The following is a 16,079-nucleotide window of genomic DNA, read 5'->3' on the forward strand; positions in this document are numbered from 1 at the left end:
CTGCGGTCGTCAGTGTGAGCCGTCGAACAGGCCTTTAACGACTTGTCGTTGAAACAATATGACAAGCAGTGCCGGTGGCACTATGGCCAGTACCGCCAGCATCAGTCCGCGCGGGCTTGCGTTGCCGAAAAACTGCATGCCGCGCACCAGCGTGTAGGTACTTTCCTCCGAGGTGACAATGACCGGCCACAGATACTGGTTCCAGCCGTTGACGAACAGCACAAGGAACAGGGCGGCCGCGGTGGGCAGCGACAGCGGCACCAGAATGTCCTTGAAGAACTTCAGCGGTCCTGCCCCGTCGATCCTGGCGGATTCCAGCAGTGCGTCCGGCACCGTCATCAGGAACTGGCGGAAGAACAGCGTCCCAAGCCCGGAGGCCACCAGCGGCAGGATGAGGCCTGCACGCGTGTTGACGAGGCCGAGTTCGACAGTCACGGCGTAGGTCGGCAGAAACCGCGATTCCAGCGGCAGAAGCAGGGTCAGCAGAAGCACCGCGAAGATGGCGCTGGCGAACCGGACCCGGAAATAAATCAGCGCATAGGCCGTCATGAGGGACAGAACGACCTTCAGCGTTGCGAACCCTGCTCCCAGCAGAAATGAATTCCACAGCATGGACAACACCGTGACGTCGCCGGAAAAGCCGGCGCTGGACTGAAGGAAGGCGCTGTAGTTGTCCAGTGCGTGTCCGCCCAGATCGAGCCTCGGCCGCGGTCTTCCGCCCTCATGGGTGGTGGCGGCGAAGATCGAATAGACCGGCAGCGTCATCAAAAGGGCGCCGCCAATCAGGATCAGATGATCAAGAAGCTGGGCGTGCCAGCGCCGCCAGTTGGGCATATGCGATTGGTTCCTCGATTGGTTCTGGAGCAACGAGCCCTCAATCGGGTGTGATTGGGCGTCCAGACGGTGATCGACCTTAAGATGATGTGCTAGAGAACCACAATGCCGGAATGTTTGGCCTTGTGTTCCGGTTCGACGTGGATGGTAATTCGTGCTCCGGGGACATCGTCAACGATGGCAACCTCGATGCGGTCACAGATTTCATGCGCCTTGTCCACCGGCATTTCGCCCGGCACCACCAGGTGAAAATCGATAAAGGTGGATTTCCCGGCAATGCGCGTGCGCAGGTCGTGTGCTTCCAGCGCGCCTTCGCCATGTTCGGAAATCAGCAGGCGGATCTTGTCCAGGACGTCGTCGGAGGCGGCTTCGTCCATCAGGCCGCCGACGGATTCCTTGACCAGGCCCCAACCGGACCAGAGCACGGTCAGACCGACCAGAACCGCAAGCGCGGGGTCCATCACCTTCCATCCCGTGAGCATCACCAGAACGACACCGGCCAGAACGCCGACCGAGCTGACGACATCCGTCATCAGATGCTTGCCGTCGGCAACCAGGGCAGGCGAGCGCGCGTGTTTGCCGTATCTTATCAGGTAACGCGCCCAGGCACCGTTGATGACAGCAGCAAGCAGGTTCATGCCAATGCCGGCCGCCGAATATTCCGGGCTGTCGCCATTGACGAAGCCGAGCCAGGCCGCGCGGAAAATCGACAGGGCGGCCAGCACGATCATTACGCCGACGAGAACCGCAGCGAAGTACTCCACCTTGTCGTGGCCGTAGGGATGGTTGCTGTCGGCTGGTTTGGACGCGAACCACACCGCCGCAAGCGTCGCGATGGCAGAGGCAATGTTGACCGTGGTTTCAAGCGCGTCGGAATAAAGCGCGATCGAGCCCGTCAGCAGGTAGGCCCCGATCTTGAGACCGAGAACAGCCACGCCGAAAACGATGCTCAAAAAGGCTATCCGAAGCCTGCGCTTCAATTTCATGCGTTCCCCCAGGACCGATTCGCTCCGCCAGATGCAGACAAAGCAGAGAACGTGACCGGCCATTGCGTATCGCAAACCGTGCGCTTTGCGGAGGTTACGATCCCGAGGCTGGCCGAACCGGGCAAGGGGTAGCAGTTTTTGCGGGGGTTACAACCCGGCTTTGGAGCCAAATGCCCCGATTTTCAGAGGGAATTGATAATGGGCCACACCAAGGGCGGCGGATCAAAGACCGCCGCTCTTGTTCATCATCGCTGCGCCGATGATCCGGCCGGGGCCATCCCGGTCCTCAAGCTGCACCACGACCGCGCAACGGGCATCGCCCTTCAACATCAGCTTGGACTTCGGCATGCGGAAGGTTTCCTGTCCGCCGGACCACATGCCAATCGGCTGGAGGTTGCGCACCACATTGACGTAGCGCACCTTGCGGCCGGCATTTTCGCCGCGACCGATATCGACCAGGGCCTCATCCTGCATGCGCAGGAAATAGACGGTCGCCATGTTTACGCCCTTGGGCAGTGTGCCGTTCACCGTTGCCTGGACCACCATGTCGGTAATCTTCAGATCGACTGTGGCGGTAAAGGGATCGGTCCGTGCCAAGGCGGCCCGCACATCGCCCTCGCGGCTGCCGACGACGTGTTCTTCGCCGTTGATCACCATTTGCGGAGTATAGACCGACCGGTCGCCTCGCTGTGCAGCGTAAGCGCGCTGGCGCTGGGAGTTGACGGGACTTGCGAGCGTGTCCTTCCAGCCAAGATAATCCCAGTAATCGACCGGCATCACCATTGTCAGAACGTTGTTGTCCTCCTTCACCAGCTTCTCCGCCAGGCGATCGGCCGGTGGGCAGGAGGAACAGCCCTGGCTGGTAAACAGTTCGATGACCTTTTCAGGCTGCGCCACGGCTCCATCCATCGAGGTTGCCAGAGCGACTATTCCGCCTGTTACAAAGACCGCGGTTCGGAGGGCCTTGCCGGCCTTCCGTGAAAATGATCCCACCATTTGGCTCAGTTCCTTGTTCGATTGATCTTAAAATATGCAATGGAGCCCTCAACCGAAAGTCACGAGCGGGTGACTTTGGTCGTAGACGCCGCCCTTCGCGCATTTGTGACAAGGCCTCACCATCTGGAGTGGTGGCAGGTCGTCATAAAACCGGCAAAGGCAGGTGCCGTGATTTTGGTCGGCGTTACCGACTTTCCCGGCGGTAGTGGATTGTTTCCGGAGGAGAATCATGTGTTCTGGTGGCGCAAACCGGCCGCTGTCTCGTGTCTTGCCTGGTGCGGCGCCATGGTTCTGCAAGTTGAAACTGGAGACAAGTGACCCTGCCCGGCAAAAAAGACCAACGTCATGAGGTCTTCGACTTCACTGTTCTGACAAGTTCCGCGCTGCCATGGATGACCGGTCCATCCTTCATCTCGTTGTGGCACGCCTGCGGGCTGGCAACACTCGGCTATCGGGTCGTTTATGTTTTCCCCTGGCTTGATGCCGTCTCCCAGCAACGTTTGTGGGGTGAAGCGCGCTTTGCCGATTTCGACGAACAGGTCGCCTGGCTTCAGACGGAACTTGAAGCCTTCGGTGCCTATAAACTGCCGGAATGCAGGCCGTATCGTGCGCGTTACGTTGCAGGCATGGGGTCGATCGTCCCGCTGGAAGATGTCTACCGCGCCGCGCCGGCATCCCGGTGCCTGATCGCGAGCGAGCCGGAGCATCTGTGCTGGTATCCGGTCACGACCGGCCGCAAGGGGATACGGGCGGAGAAGACCATCGGCCTCAGCATGACCGATTATGAAACCTACATCCGCATGTCCGGATTGCCATTTCCAAACAGTCTCGCCCGGCTGGTGTCCTATCTTCATGGCCGTGCTTTGCGGCTTCGGATCGATCTGCCCCTCAGCCTGTCTCCAGCCCTGACCCTGCCGGGTGTCACCATGCCGGTGGAACGGGTCACCGGTGTCATGCCGGGCTATGCGCAGGTGCCCCTCGTCACGGAAGACACCGAAGGGGTCTATTTCCTCGGTGCCTTCCTCTGGGAGAAGGGCCTGGCTGACCTCGCCCGCATTGCCGCGCGCGCCAAAAGGCCTATCGACGTCATCGGCGGCGGCCGAGACGAAGATGAGTTTCGTGCCTTCGCCCGAAAGCAAGGCGCGGATTTGCGGTTCTTCGGTCCCAACCGGCGGTTCTGGTCCGATATCGGACGCTACCGGATCATGGTGAACCCGTCCCGAAGCGAAATCCTGTGCACGGCGACCGCCGACGCGCTTGTCGCCGGACGGCATGTCATCCTGCCCGACTGTCCAGGAAACCTGCCCTACAAGGCATACCCCAACGCCCATTTCTACACCGAGCTGGATGGTGCGCTCGAGGCGCTGGAGAATGCCCTGGTAACGGTGCCCGAGCCACCGGTTGCCGCGCGCGAGGATTTTGACTGGATGAGCGCCTGCCGTCGCCTTGCCGTCCTTGCCGGGCTGGAAAGCCGGGGCTGAGTTCCAGGAGCCGTTTCAGCCCATTGTCTTTGGCACGCAAAACCGGATTGGCTGGTCGCAGACCGAAATCTGCGCAGGAACATGCGCGACGATATCGCCATCGGCCTGTATGGGGTCACCCACCGGCCCCAGGATTTCGACCGTCCGGGCAGGTTTCTGATCGACGAGACCGAGCCTCAGGAGCAATCCTGCCGGTATCAGCAGAAATCGCCCGAAGACCGAAAGAGCTCCACTGGGCGGAAAAAGCGTTGCGCACAACCTTGGGCTGGCAAGATCGCAACCCGGTGCGAGAACAAATGTGCCGCCATATCGTTGCCCGCGGCTGACGATCATCGTGGCCGCTTTTACGGGCACGCCGTCGGTTCGGATGTCCAGCGGTGGGCAGTGCCAGCGCCGCAGGGTGCGAACGACCTCGATCAGGTAGGCGGCCTTGCCGTACCGGGTCTTGACCGCGCTGCGGAGATCCGAAACCACCTGGGCGTCGAGCCCGATACCGGCCATCATCATGAAGCGATGATCATTGACATGGCCCGGTTGGATCGGCAGGACGCGGCCCCCCGTGAGGCAGGCGGCAATCCGGCGGGGATCCGTGCCGATGCCCAGTTCATGGGCCAGCACATTTGCCGTTCCAAGCGGAATGATACCGAGCGGAGGCGTTTGCGGATCGGCCCCCTGGATCGCATCGTTGATCGTGCCGTCGCCACCCGCGATTGCCAGGATATCGAAGTCGCCGGAGGCCGTTTCCCGCACGAAACCTGCAGCATCACCGGCCTTTGTCGTGTTCAGGATTTCGCACGTGTGTCCATCGGCCTCAAGTCGGGCCAGGACCGCCCGGAAGCGCTTCTCGCGCTTGTGTCCGGTGCGGGGATTGTAGACGACCCGAATCTTGAGGCCGCGCTCTTGCGGGGAATAGTATCCCGTCGCGGGTCCCTGGTCGTCGGCAGGCATCGATCAGGCTCTGGATACTTGCCGGGTGCGCGGCATTTCGCCGGTCGGCCGCAGGGAGCCTGCTGCCGGGGCACGCGAGGTGCCGATGCGGTCCATGATCTCCAGAATGTCGGCGGGCGAGGTGTTGGCGGCAACCGGTTGCCGTGCCTGGCCGCTTTCGATGGCGGACATGGCGGCCTTGAAATGCTCGCGGAAGTCGGCGGTTGTCGAAAAGGCCTGGCCCGAACCGGACTTGGTCACGTGGCGCAGGACGGCAGCTTCCTGAGGCAATGCCAGACTTTTGTCGAGCAGCATGGACAGACCGAGCGCCATCGCTTCACTGGTGCTGCCCGGGCCGGGTTTGCCGATGAAAAGATCACTGACGGAAAGATACTGTGCAACCTTGTCCGTGAAACCGAGAATCCGGACCGGAAACGGCAGGTCCATGGCCCGCAGGTCGTTGGCAAGGACTTCGTTCCGGCCGCAAAGGAACACCACCTGGGCGTTGTGCGGAATGTCGCGCAGTGCACTTGCCAGTTCGATCATCCGCATGCTGCCCTGGGCGCCGTACAGCACTGTGACGACAGGTCTGGCAGGGTAGAGGTTCAGTGATTCCCGGCTGGCCCGTTGCGCGGGATCGGTGAATTCCGGGCGGATCAGCAGGCCGCCCATCGCATGGATCCTGCCGGCAAGCTTCGGCAGCTGTTCGGCATTGCGCAAGGCGTCCTGCGTGCCACAAATCGCATGGTAGTCGGCCCGGTTGGGAAACCATACACCCTTGGCCAGTTCGGCCCAGTCCGTGATCATGACAGCGCCTTCCGGCAGCAGGCCTTCGGTCACTGTCGCGCGGTAATGTTTCAGCGCTTCCAGCATCACGCGGTTGCCAAGCGGCATGACCGACAGCACAACGTCCGGGCGTATGTCCTCGAAGTGCCGGGCGAGTATTCTGATGGCCGGCAATTCGCAGAAGACGTAGTTCAGGCGCAGGGCGGCATAAAAGAGCCAGCAGGTGAGTCCGGTGCGCCCCTGGCGCAGGATGACCTCGTTGTAGATGTTCTCTCCCGTGCGCGATCCGAAGCGGCTGAACAGGTCGAGATGCGGGATCAGCGAGGTGTAGGGGTTTATCAGACTGACCCTGTATCTGCCGGAGCCTTCGAGACATGCTTTGAGAGCGAAGGCACTGGCCCTGTGGCCGCCGCCTGCGTCCGTATAGATCACTGCCACATGGACGGGATCCGTCATGCACCACCTTCCGGGGAAACGCCGGATTTCGGCAGGACCAGATGCTCCCTGGTCATCGGCACGTCGTTGTTCAGTCCCTTGGTCATCAGCAGATGATAAAGCCGGTTGTCGCCCCAGCTAAAGGAAGAACTGGCCACTTCCAGATACAGCCGGAAGCTTCTGACGAAGGTGTCGTCGTACATCTCGCGGATTCGGTCGATGTTTGCGTCAAAATTGGCGAGCCAGTATTTGACCGTCGGCGGATAATGCAGCCGGATGTTTTCAAGGTCGATCATGTAGAGATCATTCCTGCCGGCAGACTCGACCATCGTCGTCAGCGGAGAGGCCTGCGTTCCGGGGAAGATGTATTTGTCGATCCAGGGGTCGATAGGCCGCGGAATTTCGTTGCCGATCGTGTGCACGAAGGCAAGACCCTGCGGCTTGAGGATGTGGGCGATCCGTTCGAAGACCGGCGCGATCTGGGCATTGCCCATATGCTCGACCATGCCGATCGAGGCGACCTTGTCGTAAAGGCCGTCTGCTTCCCGGGCGTCTTTCAGGCGGATCTCGATCTTGTCGGACAGGCCGCGCTCGGCGATCTTCTGAACCGCATAGTCGCGCTGTTCCGCTGAAATGGTGAAGCCGACACCGGTGATGCCGTAGTTTTCGGCGGCATACATCAGGAAACCGCCCCAGCCGCAGCCGAGATCGGCAATGTGTTCACCAGGCTTCAGGCACAGCTTGCGGCAGACCAGTTCCAGCTTGTTGTTCTGCGCTTCATCGAGCGTGTTGTCCGGCGAGGTGAAATAGGCACAGGTGTAGATCATACCCTTCCCGAGCAGGATCTCGTAAAAATCGTTGCCGATGTCGTAGCTGAAGGAAATGTTCTCGCGCGAGCGGGCAATGGTGTTGCGTGCGCGCAGGAAATGAAAGGCCAGTTTGAGCCTACGCATCAGCGACATGGGCCGCTCTGCGAAGTCGATGGCAAAGCCCAGATAGAAGAGCTTCTTGATGTCGCCTTCCACATCGATGTCGCCCAGCATGTAGCTTTCACCAAAGCCCATGAAGGCATCCGAGAGAACCCTTGAGAGTGCCCGTTCCTTTTTGAAATGCAGGATGAATTCAGGCTCGGTTCCGATGGAAAAGCCGGTTCCATCCCAATAACGAACCTCGAACTGAGCGTCCGGAGAGGCCGCAGACATGGCTTCTGCGAGCTGGCGGATAACGTCTTTCATTGGTGGGCTTTCTAAATCAATGAAGAGAATTTGCAGGGCGGCGTTTGGGTCCGCTGATTGCAGTCCAAATCGAAATGATGCTGTCCCGGTACTCGGGAACGGTGCGCTTCAGCTCCTCGTGGAGCGCGGGCAGATTGTGATAGGGCACGCCGGGGTACATGTGATGCGCCGTATGAAAGCGGAAGCCCACCGGCTGCACGATCAGCGCCAGGGGTGACTCGATCGTGAAACTGTCGATCATCTGGTCTTCCCGTCCGGAGGTTTCCGCCAGGCGTTCCAGTTCATGTTCCAGCGGGATGCGCGCCGTCAGAAGCGCCCAGCCCAGAACCAGGACGGCATAATAGAAGGGCAGGGCCCAGGGGAAGAAGATCATGGCGGCAGCAAAGAGCGCGAGCGTGATCCGTGCGTGCCGGCTGACTTCCGTCTGCTGCTGCGGGGTCAGGGCGGAGCTGAGCGAAAAGCCGAGCTTCTCTGTTGCCCAGCGGTCGAGCGCCGCTTCAACCCGGAACGCGCCGAAAGCCGCGGTAACCGTCATCAGGAGATTGGTGAAAGGCACGATGAAGGGGATCACGAGCAGAACCATAGCCATGGCAAACGGATTGCCACGCACCAGCGGGTATTGCGGATCTTCGGGTGTGCCAAAAACGCCGAGCCGGTGATGTGCCAGATGCGGCAGTTGAAACCGCAGCGGCGGAACCATGACGATGATTGCCACGGTCCAGGTGTAGAGCGCCCGGAAACCGCGCAGCTTCTCATCCTTGATGTGAACGATTTCGTGGCAGAAGAGGCCCGCGCGGTGCAGGCCGAATGTCGCCAGCAGCCAGGGCAGGATAACCGCGGGCCAGGAGGCGTTCAGACCCCATGCAAACCCCACGACAAACAGCGCCAGGTAAAAGCAGAAATCGCGATAATAAACGGCTGGTCGCGGTATGAAATAGTCACGGGCAATCATGTCGTTCCAACCTGCTGCGATAGGGTCGAGCCAGCAGCACTATCTTAGGCTTGCGTCTCAGATCAAGCCTGTATTGAAGGCGGCGACCCCCATCATGTAGTGAATCAGGATCACGCCGGCGATGTTCTGATGCCTGATGTAGATCCAGCCGAAGATAAATCCGGTGCCGATTGTCATCAGCACGGCCGGAATGCCGAAATGCAGGTGAAACATTCCGAACAGGACCGAGGCGAGCAGGATCGATCGCCATTTTCCCTGATCTCCGAGAAAACGCTGGAAAGATGACTGCAGAAAGCCTCTGGCGATGATCTCCTGCAAGGCACTGTGAAGAAAGTAGCTCAGTGTTCCCAGCAGATTGAACGGCAGTGGTTTGCCCGGAAGCGCGTCGAAGGATTTGAGAACTGCCGCCAGACCCCATGCAAAGATGCAGAGCCCGACCGATATGATGGCACCCTCTAACAGGGATTTCTTCAGTCCGACGGTGGTCACCCCGAGCGAGGCGATCGAGATGCCCATGTGCCGAATGACGAACAGGCTGGGTACCAGCAGGATGGCCAGATACTGCCAGGCGAATACTTCGGTGTAGATGTCCACATTGACGATGGTCCGCGCCAGCACGTTGTTCACCAGCGTGCCGATGGACATCATGATCAGCGAGTAGACGAAAAACTTGCCGAATTGCTGCTGTTCGTTTCGAAGATCCAGTTCGCGCTGCAGGGCCGCGACGTGTTCCTGTGTGGACGCACGCATGCGCCGAGTGACGAAGGAGGCCAGGGCTCCCTTGAACTCAGCGAATCGAGCGTCACCGTCGGGGAGGCTGCGAATGTGATCGGGTTCGATCTCCAGCACGACACCTTCGGTTTCCGCGCGCACGGATGCCGACCGGGGTTCGCCGTCCAGCAGGGCCATCTCGCCGAAAGGCTGTCCGGGACCGATTTCCGCGACGCGGTGATCCGAGGCGGTGTCGCCCCCTTTGCGATAGATGCCGAAGGTGCCTTCCAGAACGATGTAGAGAGCGTCGCTTGTCTCTCCCTCGATGATGACGTCCTGATGAGGTGCGACCCGTACCTTGTGCGACGCGGCCCGGACCGCATCGACCACTCGTTGCGGCATGAACTCCGTCATTCTCTGGAAGATCGCCTGCAGATCTTCCGGGTCCGGGATCGTCTCTTCAGCCGGGATGGAGGCACTGCGCATGCTGTTCCCCTACCTCACGGTCCTGAACCAGCGGCCGCCGAGATACAGGAGCACGACGATCGGCATCAACAACACATGGTAGCTGCCATAGAGGCCGAGGCCCCAGAAACCCGCGCTCTGCATCGGGATCATCGCAGACACACCGAGGGTAAGCAGAATGCCGGCAATCATCGGCAGCGTTCCCTTGTTCTGGCGGAAGCGGATGATGCTCAACACCAGCAGGAATATCAGGCCGGCAGAGTAATACAGGATCACGGACAGAAAGTCGTCGGACGTCAGGATCATGAATACCGGCCAGAGTGCGCCCAGGGCACCCGCAGCCACGAAGCCCTGACGCAGAGGCGAGGACAGATATTGAAAGCTGGCCGCGACGATCATGCTGAGGCTTCCCAGGACGATGACGATGCGGGTTGCGATCACGAGAGGACGGTGTGCCTCGTGTCCGATGGGTTCGAAGAACCCGTGGTCAATGGCGCCAAGCATCGAGGCAAGCCCAATCAAAGCCAGTGTCAGGCTCCAGATCCAGGCTGGTGATAGCGGCTGAATGCCCGGACGCAGACTCAATCCGGCGAGGAAAAACAGCTCGCAGGCCAGGATCACGTCGGTGAGGGCGGAAAGGGCTAGTTCGGAAAGCAACAAGAATACTCATGGTTGGCGCCAATCGGACCGGTGGCGGCTGGCGGTGTCCGGTCTGAAATTTGCCGGATGGCCGCCATGATCCGCCGTCACCGTTGAGATTATGTTAAACGGGCCACCGCCGTCAGGTGAGGACTTTGCTGCGTCAGGACGTTGCCTTGCTCGGCACTGCAGCGGACCGTTTACCGGTGACGAGAGATTTCAACGCACGCTCCGCCGGCATTTCATAGATGCGATAGAGGAAGATCGAAAACGCGGCCGTGATGCAAAGCGAGACCGGGAAGAAAACGATATCCGCCGGGATGGCCGGCCGGAGGAAGATGTTCATCAGATGGAGCGACGGCTGGTGGACCAGGTAGAAGGCGAAAGACGCGTTGCCCAGCAGGACAAGGGGGCCGGTCGCGAATACCCGCGTTAGTGCCGCGCCTTCCGTCAGATGCGCATAGAAGAACAGTGTGATCACCGGCAGGTAGAACAGGGAATAGCGGAACGGGTCCGGGACGCCGGGCGCCAGCCACATGGCCAGGAACAGCAGGACATAGGTGAACGGCTGAACGGCACCGGGCAGACGGAACCCGCGGCGCCAGACTTCATGCAGCACCATGCCGACCAGAAACTCGAGAATGCGAAAGCCGGGGAAAACGTAGAACAGCCAATGCGAGAAAGGGTATTTTCCAAAGAAGATCACGTCGCCCAGGAAGACCTGCACCAGCAGGGCCGACGCGAAAACCACAAGACCGAGCCCCACTGTGAGCGCGAGGAGCTTTCGCGGTGAGAATGCGACCAGGCCGAAGAAACACAGATAGAAGAACATTTCGTCCGACAACGACCAGGACGGAGCGTTGAGGGAAAAATAGATCGACGAAACGGGGCTCCAGCTCTGCAGGTAGGTCAGGTTCAGGACCGTCTTGATGACGCTGAATTCCTCGGAGTAGATCGCTTCGACCTGCATGATCGAGAAGTAGAGAAACGGCAGGCCGGTGAGAAAGTGCAAGGGTGTCAGGCGGGCGATCCGGAGCAGAAAGTAATTGCGGAAGGAGATGGTCCCGGCAAGGATTCTCGTCTTGTAGGACTGTGTCAGCACGAAACCGGACAGGATGAAGAAGAACGAGACGCCGACATAACCCTGTTCGGCGATGGTCTTGACGAAGTCGCCGCTTGTGTCCCAGCGGAAATGCACCCCGAACACCAGCAAGGCTGCAAAAAAACGCAGTCCGGTCAGTTGTTCCAGTCGCACTTTTGCCGCGCTGTCGATTGCGTTCATGCCCAGGTAGCCCTTCCTTCAGCCACGGACTAAAAAGCCGTAGGTTTGCCGACGCACTATGCCGACGCGGTTTTTAAGATGAGTAAATGACGTGAACCGACCTGACCGGCGAAATCGTGCGCCGCGCTATCGCCGACCGGTAACGCGGGTAGAGCACGGGCGGGGTATCAGGGCGCTCTGTGCTGCCTCACCCAGTCCCAGGTTTCCCGGATGCCGCGTTGAAGTGGTACAGCGGGTAGCCAGCCGAATGTCGCGCGGGCCTTGGCAATATCAAGCACCACCCGTGGAACATCGAAATTGCGGCCCGGCTTGTAGACCGGTTCCAGAGCGCGGCCGGTGGTCTGGCCGATGATCTCGACAATTCTCGAAACGGAGGTGCCCTCGCCACTGCCGGCATTGAAGCTGCCGGTGGCTTTGGAGATCAGGGCGCGGTGACACAGGTCGGCGATGTCCTCGACATGAACGAAGTCGCGCACGACGCTGCCGTCTCCCCAGATTTCGATGGGGCCGTCTTCCGCCACCTTCCGCAGATAGGTTCCGATCACGCCCAGCAGGCCGACCTGCGCCTGGCGCGGTCCATAGATGTTCGCCGGCCGCAGGGCAACGAACTCCAGACCGTGCAGCTGTTGTTCCATGCGCAGGTACTGCTCGATCGCCAGTTTGACGATGCCATAGGAGGAAATCGGGTTCAGCGGATGGTCTTCAGGCACCGGATCCTTTTCAGGAATGCCGTAGACAGTCCCTCCGGAAGAAAAGAAGACCAGCTTCCTTGTGCCGCTTGTCCGCATGGCTTCCAGAAGGCGGACCGTGGGAACGAGGTTTCCGGAAATATCTGCAGCCGGATCAAGGTTCGATGTCGAGGGAACAGTCGTGCTGGCCAGATGCACCACCGCGTCCACGCCGGACAGGACGTTTGCAAGCCGGTGATGATCGGTGAAATCCTGAAACACGTAGTCGACGCCGGGAAGCGGCGGCCGGTAGAGTTCCGGCCGGGTGTCCATCACCCGCACAGACAAGCCTTCCTGCCGGCACTTGTCCACGACATGAGACCCGATGAACCCGCAGCCGCCGATCACAAGTACTTTCAAGACAGGCCTCTCCGGATTCGGCGTTCAAAGTTGATCCGGTCTTTAGAACGGCCCCGTGCCGATTTGTAAATGGGGCTCTTCCGGCCTGCTGAGGGCACCGACCGAAAAAACGGTGAGGCAAAAGCGAACCCGCGTCCGCCCTGGCTGATATGCGCCGGGAAAGCATGCGGGCGTCACAAGGTGAGCAGGGTCAGGAGTTGCTGCCGTCCATGATCTTCTGCAGTTCGGGCAGGAAGACGTCATAGTAGGTTTCGGGGCTCAGCGGGCCGATGAACTTGTACCGGATCATGCCATCCCTATCGATGACGAAGGTTTCCGGCACGCCGTAGACCCCCCATTCGATCGCGGTGCGGCCGCCGGTATCGGCTCCGACACGCTGATAGGGATTGCCGAGGCTGCCCAGGAACCGGCGCGCGTTTTCCGGCTTGTCCTTGTAGTTGATGCCCAGAAGCTGGATGCCTTCGACCTTGGCCAGTTCTTCCAGCAGCGGGTGTTCCTGGCGGCACGGCACGCACCAGGAGGCGAACACGTTGACGACGGAAATCTTGCCGCTGAGGTCCTGCCGGGAAAATCCGGCAACGGCGGTGTTGCCGTCGGTGAGGCCCGCTACAGGTGGCAAGTCGAAGTCCGGGGCGGGCTTGTTGATCAGCGCGGAGGGAATTTTCTGCGGGTCGCCACCAAGGGTCAGCTGAAACAGGAACAGGGCGGCAAGGCCGGCAAACACCACCAGCGGCAGCAGCACCAGAACCGGGAAGCCGCGTTTGGCGGTCTTCGGTTCGGGTTGTCCGGCACCGGTATCGTGGGACGTCATGAGCTTGTTTTTCCTTCGCCGGCCGGTCGTGTGCGGGAAATGCCCCGGGCAGCCAGGTCCTTGAGGGCTTTTTCCTGCTGGGCCTTGTCGATGCGGACCCAGGCAATCAGGCCGAAAACCGTGAGCAGGCACAGGCCGTAGGATGCCCAGATGAAACCAGCGTGTGGGCCTAGATCCATGAGAATTACTCCGCAGGCTGAGCCGTGGCCGCCGCCGTGCCCGGCTGGGCCGCGCTGGCGGCGCGCAGGCGCAGGGCACGCACGCGTCGGCGCAGGATCTCGTTTTGCATCGCCATCAGATGCAGTACGAAGAACAGCAGCGTGAAGGCGAGTGCCATGACCAGCAGCGGCCAGAGAATGTCCGGGTGAATGGTCGGGCCGTCCATGCGCATGACGCTGGCCGGCTGATGCAGCGTGTTCCACCAGTCGACCGAAAACTTGATGATCGGCAGGTTCAGCGCACCGACGAGCGTCAGCACGGCTGCCGCCTTGCCGGCCTTGATCGGGTCTTCCATGGTGCGCCAGAGCGTCATCAGACCGAGATACATGATCAGCAGGACCAGGACCGACGTCAGCCGTGCATCCCAGACCCAGTAGGTGCCCCACATGGGCTTGCCCCAGAGCGATCCGGTCACCAGCGCCATGAAGGTGAAGGCCGCGCCGATGGGGGCCGCACTCTTGGCAGAGACATCGGCCAGCGGGTGTTTCCAGACAAGGGTGCCGAGTGAGGACAGCGCCATAATGGAGTAGCACATCATGCTGAGCCAGGCAGCCGGCACATGAATATACATTATCCGCACGGTGTCGCCCTGCTGATAGTCCTCGGGCGCGACGAAGAAACTCATGTAGAGCCCGGCGGCGAACGCGATGATGCACAGACCAATGAGCCAGGGCAGAACCACCTGCACCAGCCTCAAAAATCGCGTCGGATTTGCATAATCCCAAATTGCCATGGAACCGTTCTAATCTAGAGCGTTGTCCGCTTCAATGGACGAGTATGCCGCAGGGTGCATTGCGCGGTGTCAAATTGCCGTCAATCTCCTGCAAACCTGAGCGCGGCGGCGGCGGCAAGCGGGCCGATCACCGCTGCGATCAAGGATAGCGAGCACAGTATCAGGAACGGTGTCAGAAACGGCACGGGGTCGTGAATGGCAGCGTCCGCGGCACTGACGCCAAAGATCAGCACGGGAATGGCCAGCGGGATCACCAGCACGGCCAGCAGCAGTCCACCCCGGCGCAGGGAAACGGTAAGCGCCGCTCCGATGGCGCCGATCAGCGTCAGGGCCGGCGTGCCGACGAGCAGCGTCAGCGTGACGGCTCCTGTGGCGACCGGATCGAGATTGAGAAAGATGCCGAGCAGGGGGGCTGCGATCACCAGCGGCAGGCCCGTTGCCACCCAATGAGCCAGGCATTTGATCAGCACCAGAAGTTCCAGCGATCGTCCTGCCATCAGCATCAGGTCCAGCGTGCCGTCCTCCCGGTCAGCCTGAAACAGCCGGTCCAGTCCGAGAAGGGTCGCCAGCAGCGCGCCGATCCACAGGATAGCGGGACCGATGCGGGAGAGAAGGTTCAGATCCGGTCCGACGCCGAAGGGTATGACGGTGACAACGGCCAGGAAAAACAGCACGCCCACCAGCGCGCTGCCGCCGACACGTACCGACAACCTCAGATCCCGTCGAAACAGCACAACTGCCCAGTTGCTCATGCTGGCAGATCCTCTTCAGGCAGGGAAACGGGATCGGCGGTGCGCAGATGCAGGATCCTGGTATTGGCAAGTGCCAGATCGGTGTGGGTAGCAGTGACGATGAGGCCGCCGGCAGCCAGATGTCCGTTCATCAGGTCCAGAAGCTGGCCTTCCGATGCCTTGTCGAGCGCCGAAGTCGGCTCGTCCATCAGCCAGATCGGGCGCGGGGTGACCAGAAGCCGGGCAAGCGCAAGGCGCCTTGTCTGCCCGGCCGACAGAAAGCCCGCAGGAAGGTCGACAGTGTGGCCAATGCCGAGAAGATCGAGTGCCGCCTCGGGTGACAGCGCAGCCGCACGATAGGCAGGTGTCGAGACCGGCGAGGTAAAGCCCTGCCAGAACGACAGGTTTTCCAGCACCGACAGCGCTGCCTTGACCGCGTTCTGATGGCCGAAATAGTGGGCGTGTTCTGCCGGGGTCCGGTCGCCTTCACCCTCTTCCAGCCGCAAGGTTCCGCCGGCAAGGGCAACAAGACCCGCCAACGTGCGTAAAAGCGAGGACTTGCCGATGCCGTTCGCCCCCGTCACGACCAGCGCCGTACCGGACGGAAGATCAAAGGACAGGTCCTGAAACACCCGGCGTCCGCCGCGGTCGATGGTCAGGTTTTCGGCAATCAGTCTCAGGGGAATGCTCCGGCGGCAGGTTGGGTTGAACCTTGTTAGTTGGCCGCACTGTTATGATGCAAGGAAAATTCCCCGCCTTGTCTTTGCT

Annotated in this window: 17 protein-coding genes; 1 reads left to right on the top strand and 16 read right to left on the bottom strand. The window is 60.6% G+C overall.

Annotated features, from left to right (window positions below):
* Positions 1–9: 9 nt before the first annotated feature.
* The 3 genes from ACYQ54_RS20155 to ACYQ54_RS20165 all read right to left on the bottom strand — a co-directional run bounded on the left by ACYQ54_RS20155 (position 10) and on the right by ACYQ54_RS20165 (position 2,717).
* Positions 10–834: a carbohydrate ABC transporter permease gene (locus ACYQ54_RS20155; RefSeq protein ID WP_460085755.1), complete on the bottom strand. Its 825-nt coding sequence runs from the start codon at positions 832–834 to the stop codon at positions 10–12.
* Positions 835–926: 92 nt separating this feature from the next.
* On the bottom strand, positions 927–1,814 hold the full coding sequence (locus tag ACYQ54_RS20160) for a cation diffusion facilitator family transporter (protein WP_460086114.1): 888 nt from the start codon (positions 1,812–1,814) through the stop codon (positions 927–929).
* 228 nt (positions 1,815–2,042) lie between these two features.
* Positions 2,043–2,717 carry a DUF1223 domain-containing protein gene (locus ACYQ54_RS20165; protein WP_460085757.1) on the bottom strand — a complete coding sequence of 225 codons (675 nt, stop codon included), beginning with the start codon at positions 2,715–2,717 and terminating at the stop codon, positions 2,043–2,045.
* Between the two features lie 413 nt (positions 2,718–3,130).
* On the opposite strand from ACYQ54_RS20165, the gene ACYQ54_RS20170 reads away from it, so the two are divergent.
* Complete coding sequence (locus ACYQ54_RS20170; RefSeq protein WP_460085759.1) at positions 3,131–4,297, top strand: hypothetical protein; 1,167 nt, start codon at positions 3,131–3,133, stop codon at positions 4,295–4,297.
* A gap of 15 nt (positions 4,298–4,312) precedes the next feature.
* Here ACYQ54_RS20170 and ACYQ54_RS20175 read toward each other — a convergent pair whose 3' ends face one another.
* The 13 genes from ACYQ54_RS20175 to ccmA form a co-directional block, all read right to left on the bottom strand.
* Positions 4,313–5,245 carry a diacylglycerol/lipid kinase family protein gene (locus tag ACYQ54_RS20175; protein ID WP_460085761.1) on the bottom strand — a complete coding sequence of 311 codons (933 nt, stop codon included), beginning with the start codon at positions 5,243–5,245 and terminating at the stop codon, positions 4,313–4,315.
* A 3-nt stretch (positions 5,246–5,248) separates the two neighbouring features.
* Positions 5,249–6,466: a glycosyltransferase gene (locus tag ACYQ54_RS20180; RefSeq protein ID WP_460085762.1), complete on the bottom strand. Its 1,218-nt coding sequence runs from the start codon at positions 6,464–6,466 to the stop codon at positions 5,249–5,251.
* The gene (locus tag ACYQ54_RS20185) at positions 6,463–7,680 is read right to left on the bottom strand and encodes a class I SAM-dependent methyltransferase (RefSeq protein WP_460085764.1); all 1,218 of its coding nucleotides are present in this window, start codon (positions 7,678–7,680) and stop codon (positions 6,463–6,465) included. The genes ACYQ54_RS20180 and ACYQ54_RS20185 overlap by 4 nt, the downstream gene beginning before the upstream one ends.
* Before the next feature lie 16 nt (positions 7,681–7,696).
* Positions 7,697–8,632 carry a fatty acid desaturase family protein gene (locus ACYQ54_RS20190; RefSeq protein WP_460085765.1) on the bottom strand — a complete coding sequence of 312 codons (936 nt, stop codon included), beginning with the start codon at positions 8,630–8,632 and terminating at the stop codon, positions 7,697–7,699.
* Between the two features lie 57 nt (positions 8,633–8,689).
* Positions 8,690–9,829 (bottom strand): cyclic nucleotide-binding domain-containing protein, encoded by a 1,140-nt coding sequence (locus ACYQ54_RS20195; RefSeq protein ID WP_460085767.1) that lies wholly within the window; start codon positions 9,827–9,829, stop codon positions 8,690–8,692.
* A 9-nt stretch (positions 9,830–9,838) separates the two neighbouring features.
* The gene (locus tag ACYQ54_RS20200) at positions 9,839–10,468 is read right to left on the bottom strand and encodes a DUF6962 family protein (RefSeq protein WP_460085768.1); all 630 of its coding nucleotides are present in this window, start codon (positions 10,466–10,468) and stop codon (positions 9,839–9,841) included.
* 142 nt (positions 10,469–10,610) lie between these two features.
* Positions 10,611–11,729: an acyltransferase family protein gene (locus ACYQ54_RS20205; protein ID WP_460085770.1), complete on the bottom strand. Its 1,119-nt coding sequence runs from the start codon at positions 11,727–11,729 to the stop codon at positions 10,611–10,613.
* A gap of 167 nt (positions 11,730–11,896) precedes the next feature.
* A complete protein-coding gene (locus ACYQ54_RS20210; protein WP_460085771.1) occupies positions 11,897–12,817 on the bottom strand; it encodes an NAD-dependent epimerase/dehydratase family protein in 921 nt (306 codons plus the stop codon).
* A gap of 190 nt (positions 12,818–13,007) precedes the next feature.
* Positions 13,008–13,628, bottom strand: coding sequence for a DsbE family thiol:disulfide interchange protein (locus ACYQ54_RS20215; RefSeq protein WP_460085773.1), 621 nt, complete (start codon positions 13,626–13,628; stop codon positions 13,008–13,010).
* Positions 13,625–13,807 carry a heme exporter protein CcmD gene (gene ccmD / locus ACYQ54_RS20220; protein ID WP_460085774.1) on the bottom strand — a complete coding sequence of 61 codons (183 nt, stop codon included), beginning with the start codon at positions 13,805–13,807 and terminating at the stop codon, positions 13,625–13,627. Before ccmD ends, ACYQ54_RS20215 begins: the two co-directional genes overlap by 4 nt.
* Before the next feature lie 5 nt (positions 13,808–13,812).
* Positions 13,813–14,580 (bottom strand): heme ABC transporter permease, encoded by a 768-nt coding sequence (locus ACYQ54_RS20225; protein ID WP_460085776.1) that lies wholly within the window; start codon positions 14,578–14,580, stop codon positions 13,813–13,815.
* 80 nt (positions 14,581–14,660) lie between these two features.
* Positions 14,661–15,332: a heme exporter protein CcmB gene (gene ccmB / locus ACYQ54_RS20230; protein ID WP_460085777.1), complete on the bottom strand. Its 672-nt coding sequence runs from the start codon at positions 15,330–15,332 to the stop codon at positions 14,661–14,663.
* Positions 15,329–15,991 carry a heme ABC exporter ATP-binding protein CcmA gene (gene ccmA, locus ACYQ54_RS20235; RefSeq protein WP_460086116.1) on the bottom strand — a complete coding sequence of 221 codons (663 nt, stop codon included), beginning with the start codon at positions 15,989–15,991 and terminating at the stop codon, positions 15,329–15,331. The genes ccmB and ccmA overlap by 4 nt, the downstream gene beginning before the upstream one ends.
* Positions 15,992–16,079 lie beyond the last annotated feature (88 nt).

This window comes from Roseibium sp. LAB1 (genome assembly GCF_054658235.1).

What these genes read in the sequence shown, in the direction of transcription:
- ACYQ54_RS20155 (WP_460085755.1), bottom strand. Translation starts at nt 834, where the DNA reads ATGCCCAACTGGCGGCGCTGGCACGCCCAGCTTCTTGATCATCTGATC.
- ACYQ54_RS20175 (WP_460085761.1), bottom strand. Translation starts at nt 5,245, where the DNA reads ATGCCTGCCGACGACCAGGGACCCGCGACGGGATACTATTCCCCGCAA.
- ACYQ54_RS20180 (WP_460085762.1), bottom strand. Translation starts at nt 6,466, where the DNA reads ATGACGGATCCCGTCCATGTGGCAGTGATCTATACGGACGCAGGCGGC.
- ACYQ54_RS20185 (WP_460085764.1), bottom strand. Translation starts at nt 7,680, where the DNA reads ATGAAAGACGTTATCCGCCAGCTCGCAGAAGCCATGTCTGCGGCCTCT.
- ACYQ54_RS20190 (WP_460085765.1), bottom strand. Translation starts at nt 8,632, where the DNA reads ATGATTGCCCGTGACTATTTCATACCGCGACCAGCCGTTTATTATCGC.
- ACYQ54_RS20195 (WP_460085767.1), bottom strand. Translation starts at nt 9,829, where the DNA reads ATGCGCAGTGCCTCCATCCCGGCTGAAGAGACGATCCCGGACCCGGAA.
- ACYQ54_RS20205 (WP_460085770.1), bottom strand. Translation starts at nt 11,729, where the DNA reads ATGAACGCAATCGACAGCGCGGCAAAAGTGCGACTGGAACAACTGACC.
- ACYQ54_RS20215 (WP_460085773.1), bottom strand. Translation starts at nt 13,628, where the DNA reads ATGACGTCCCACGATACCGGTGCCGGACAACCCGAACCGAAGACCGCC.
- ccmD (WP_460085774.1), bottom strand. Translation starts at nt 13,807, where the DNA reads ATGGATCTAGGCCCACACGCTGGTTTCATCTGGGCATCCTACGGCCTG.
- ACYQ54_RS20225 (WP_460085776.1), bottom strand. Translation starts at nt 14,580, where the DNA reads ATGGCAATTTGGGATTATGCAAATCCGACGCGATTTTTGAGGCTGGTG.
- ccmB (WP_460085777.1), bottom strand. Translation starts at nt 15,332, where the DNA reads ATGAGCAACTGGGCAGTTGTGCTGTTTCGACGGGATCTGAGGTTGTCG.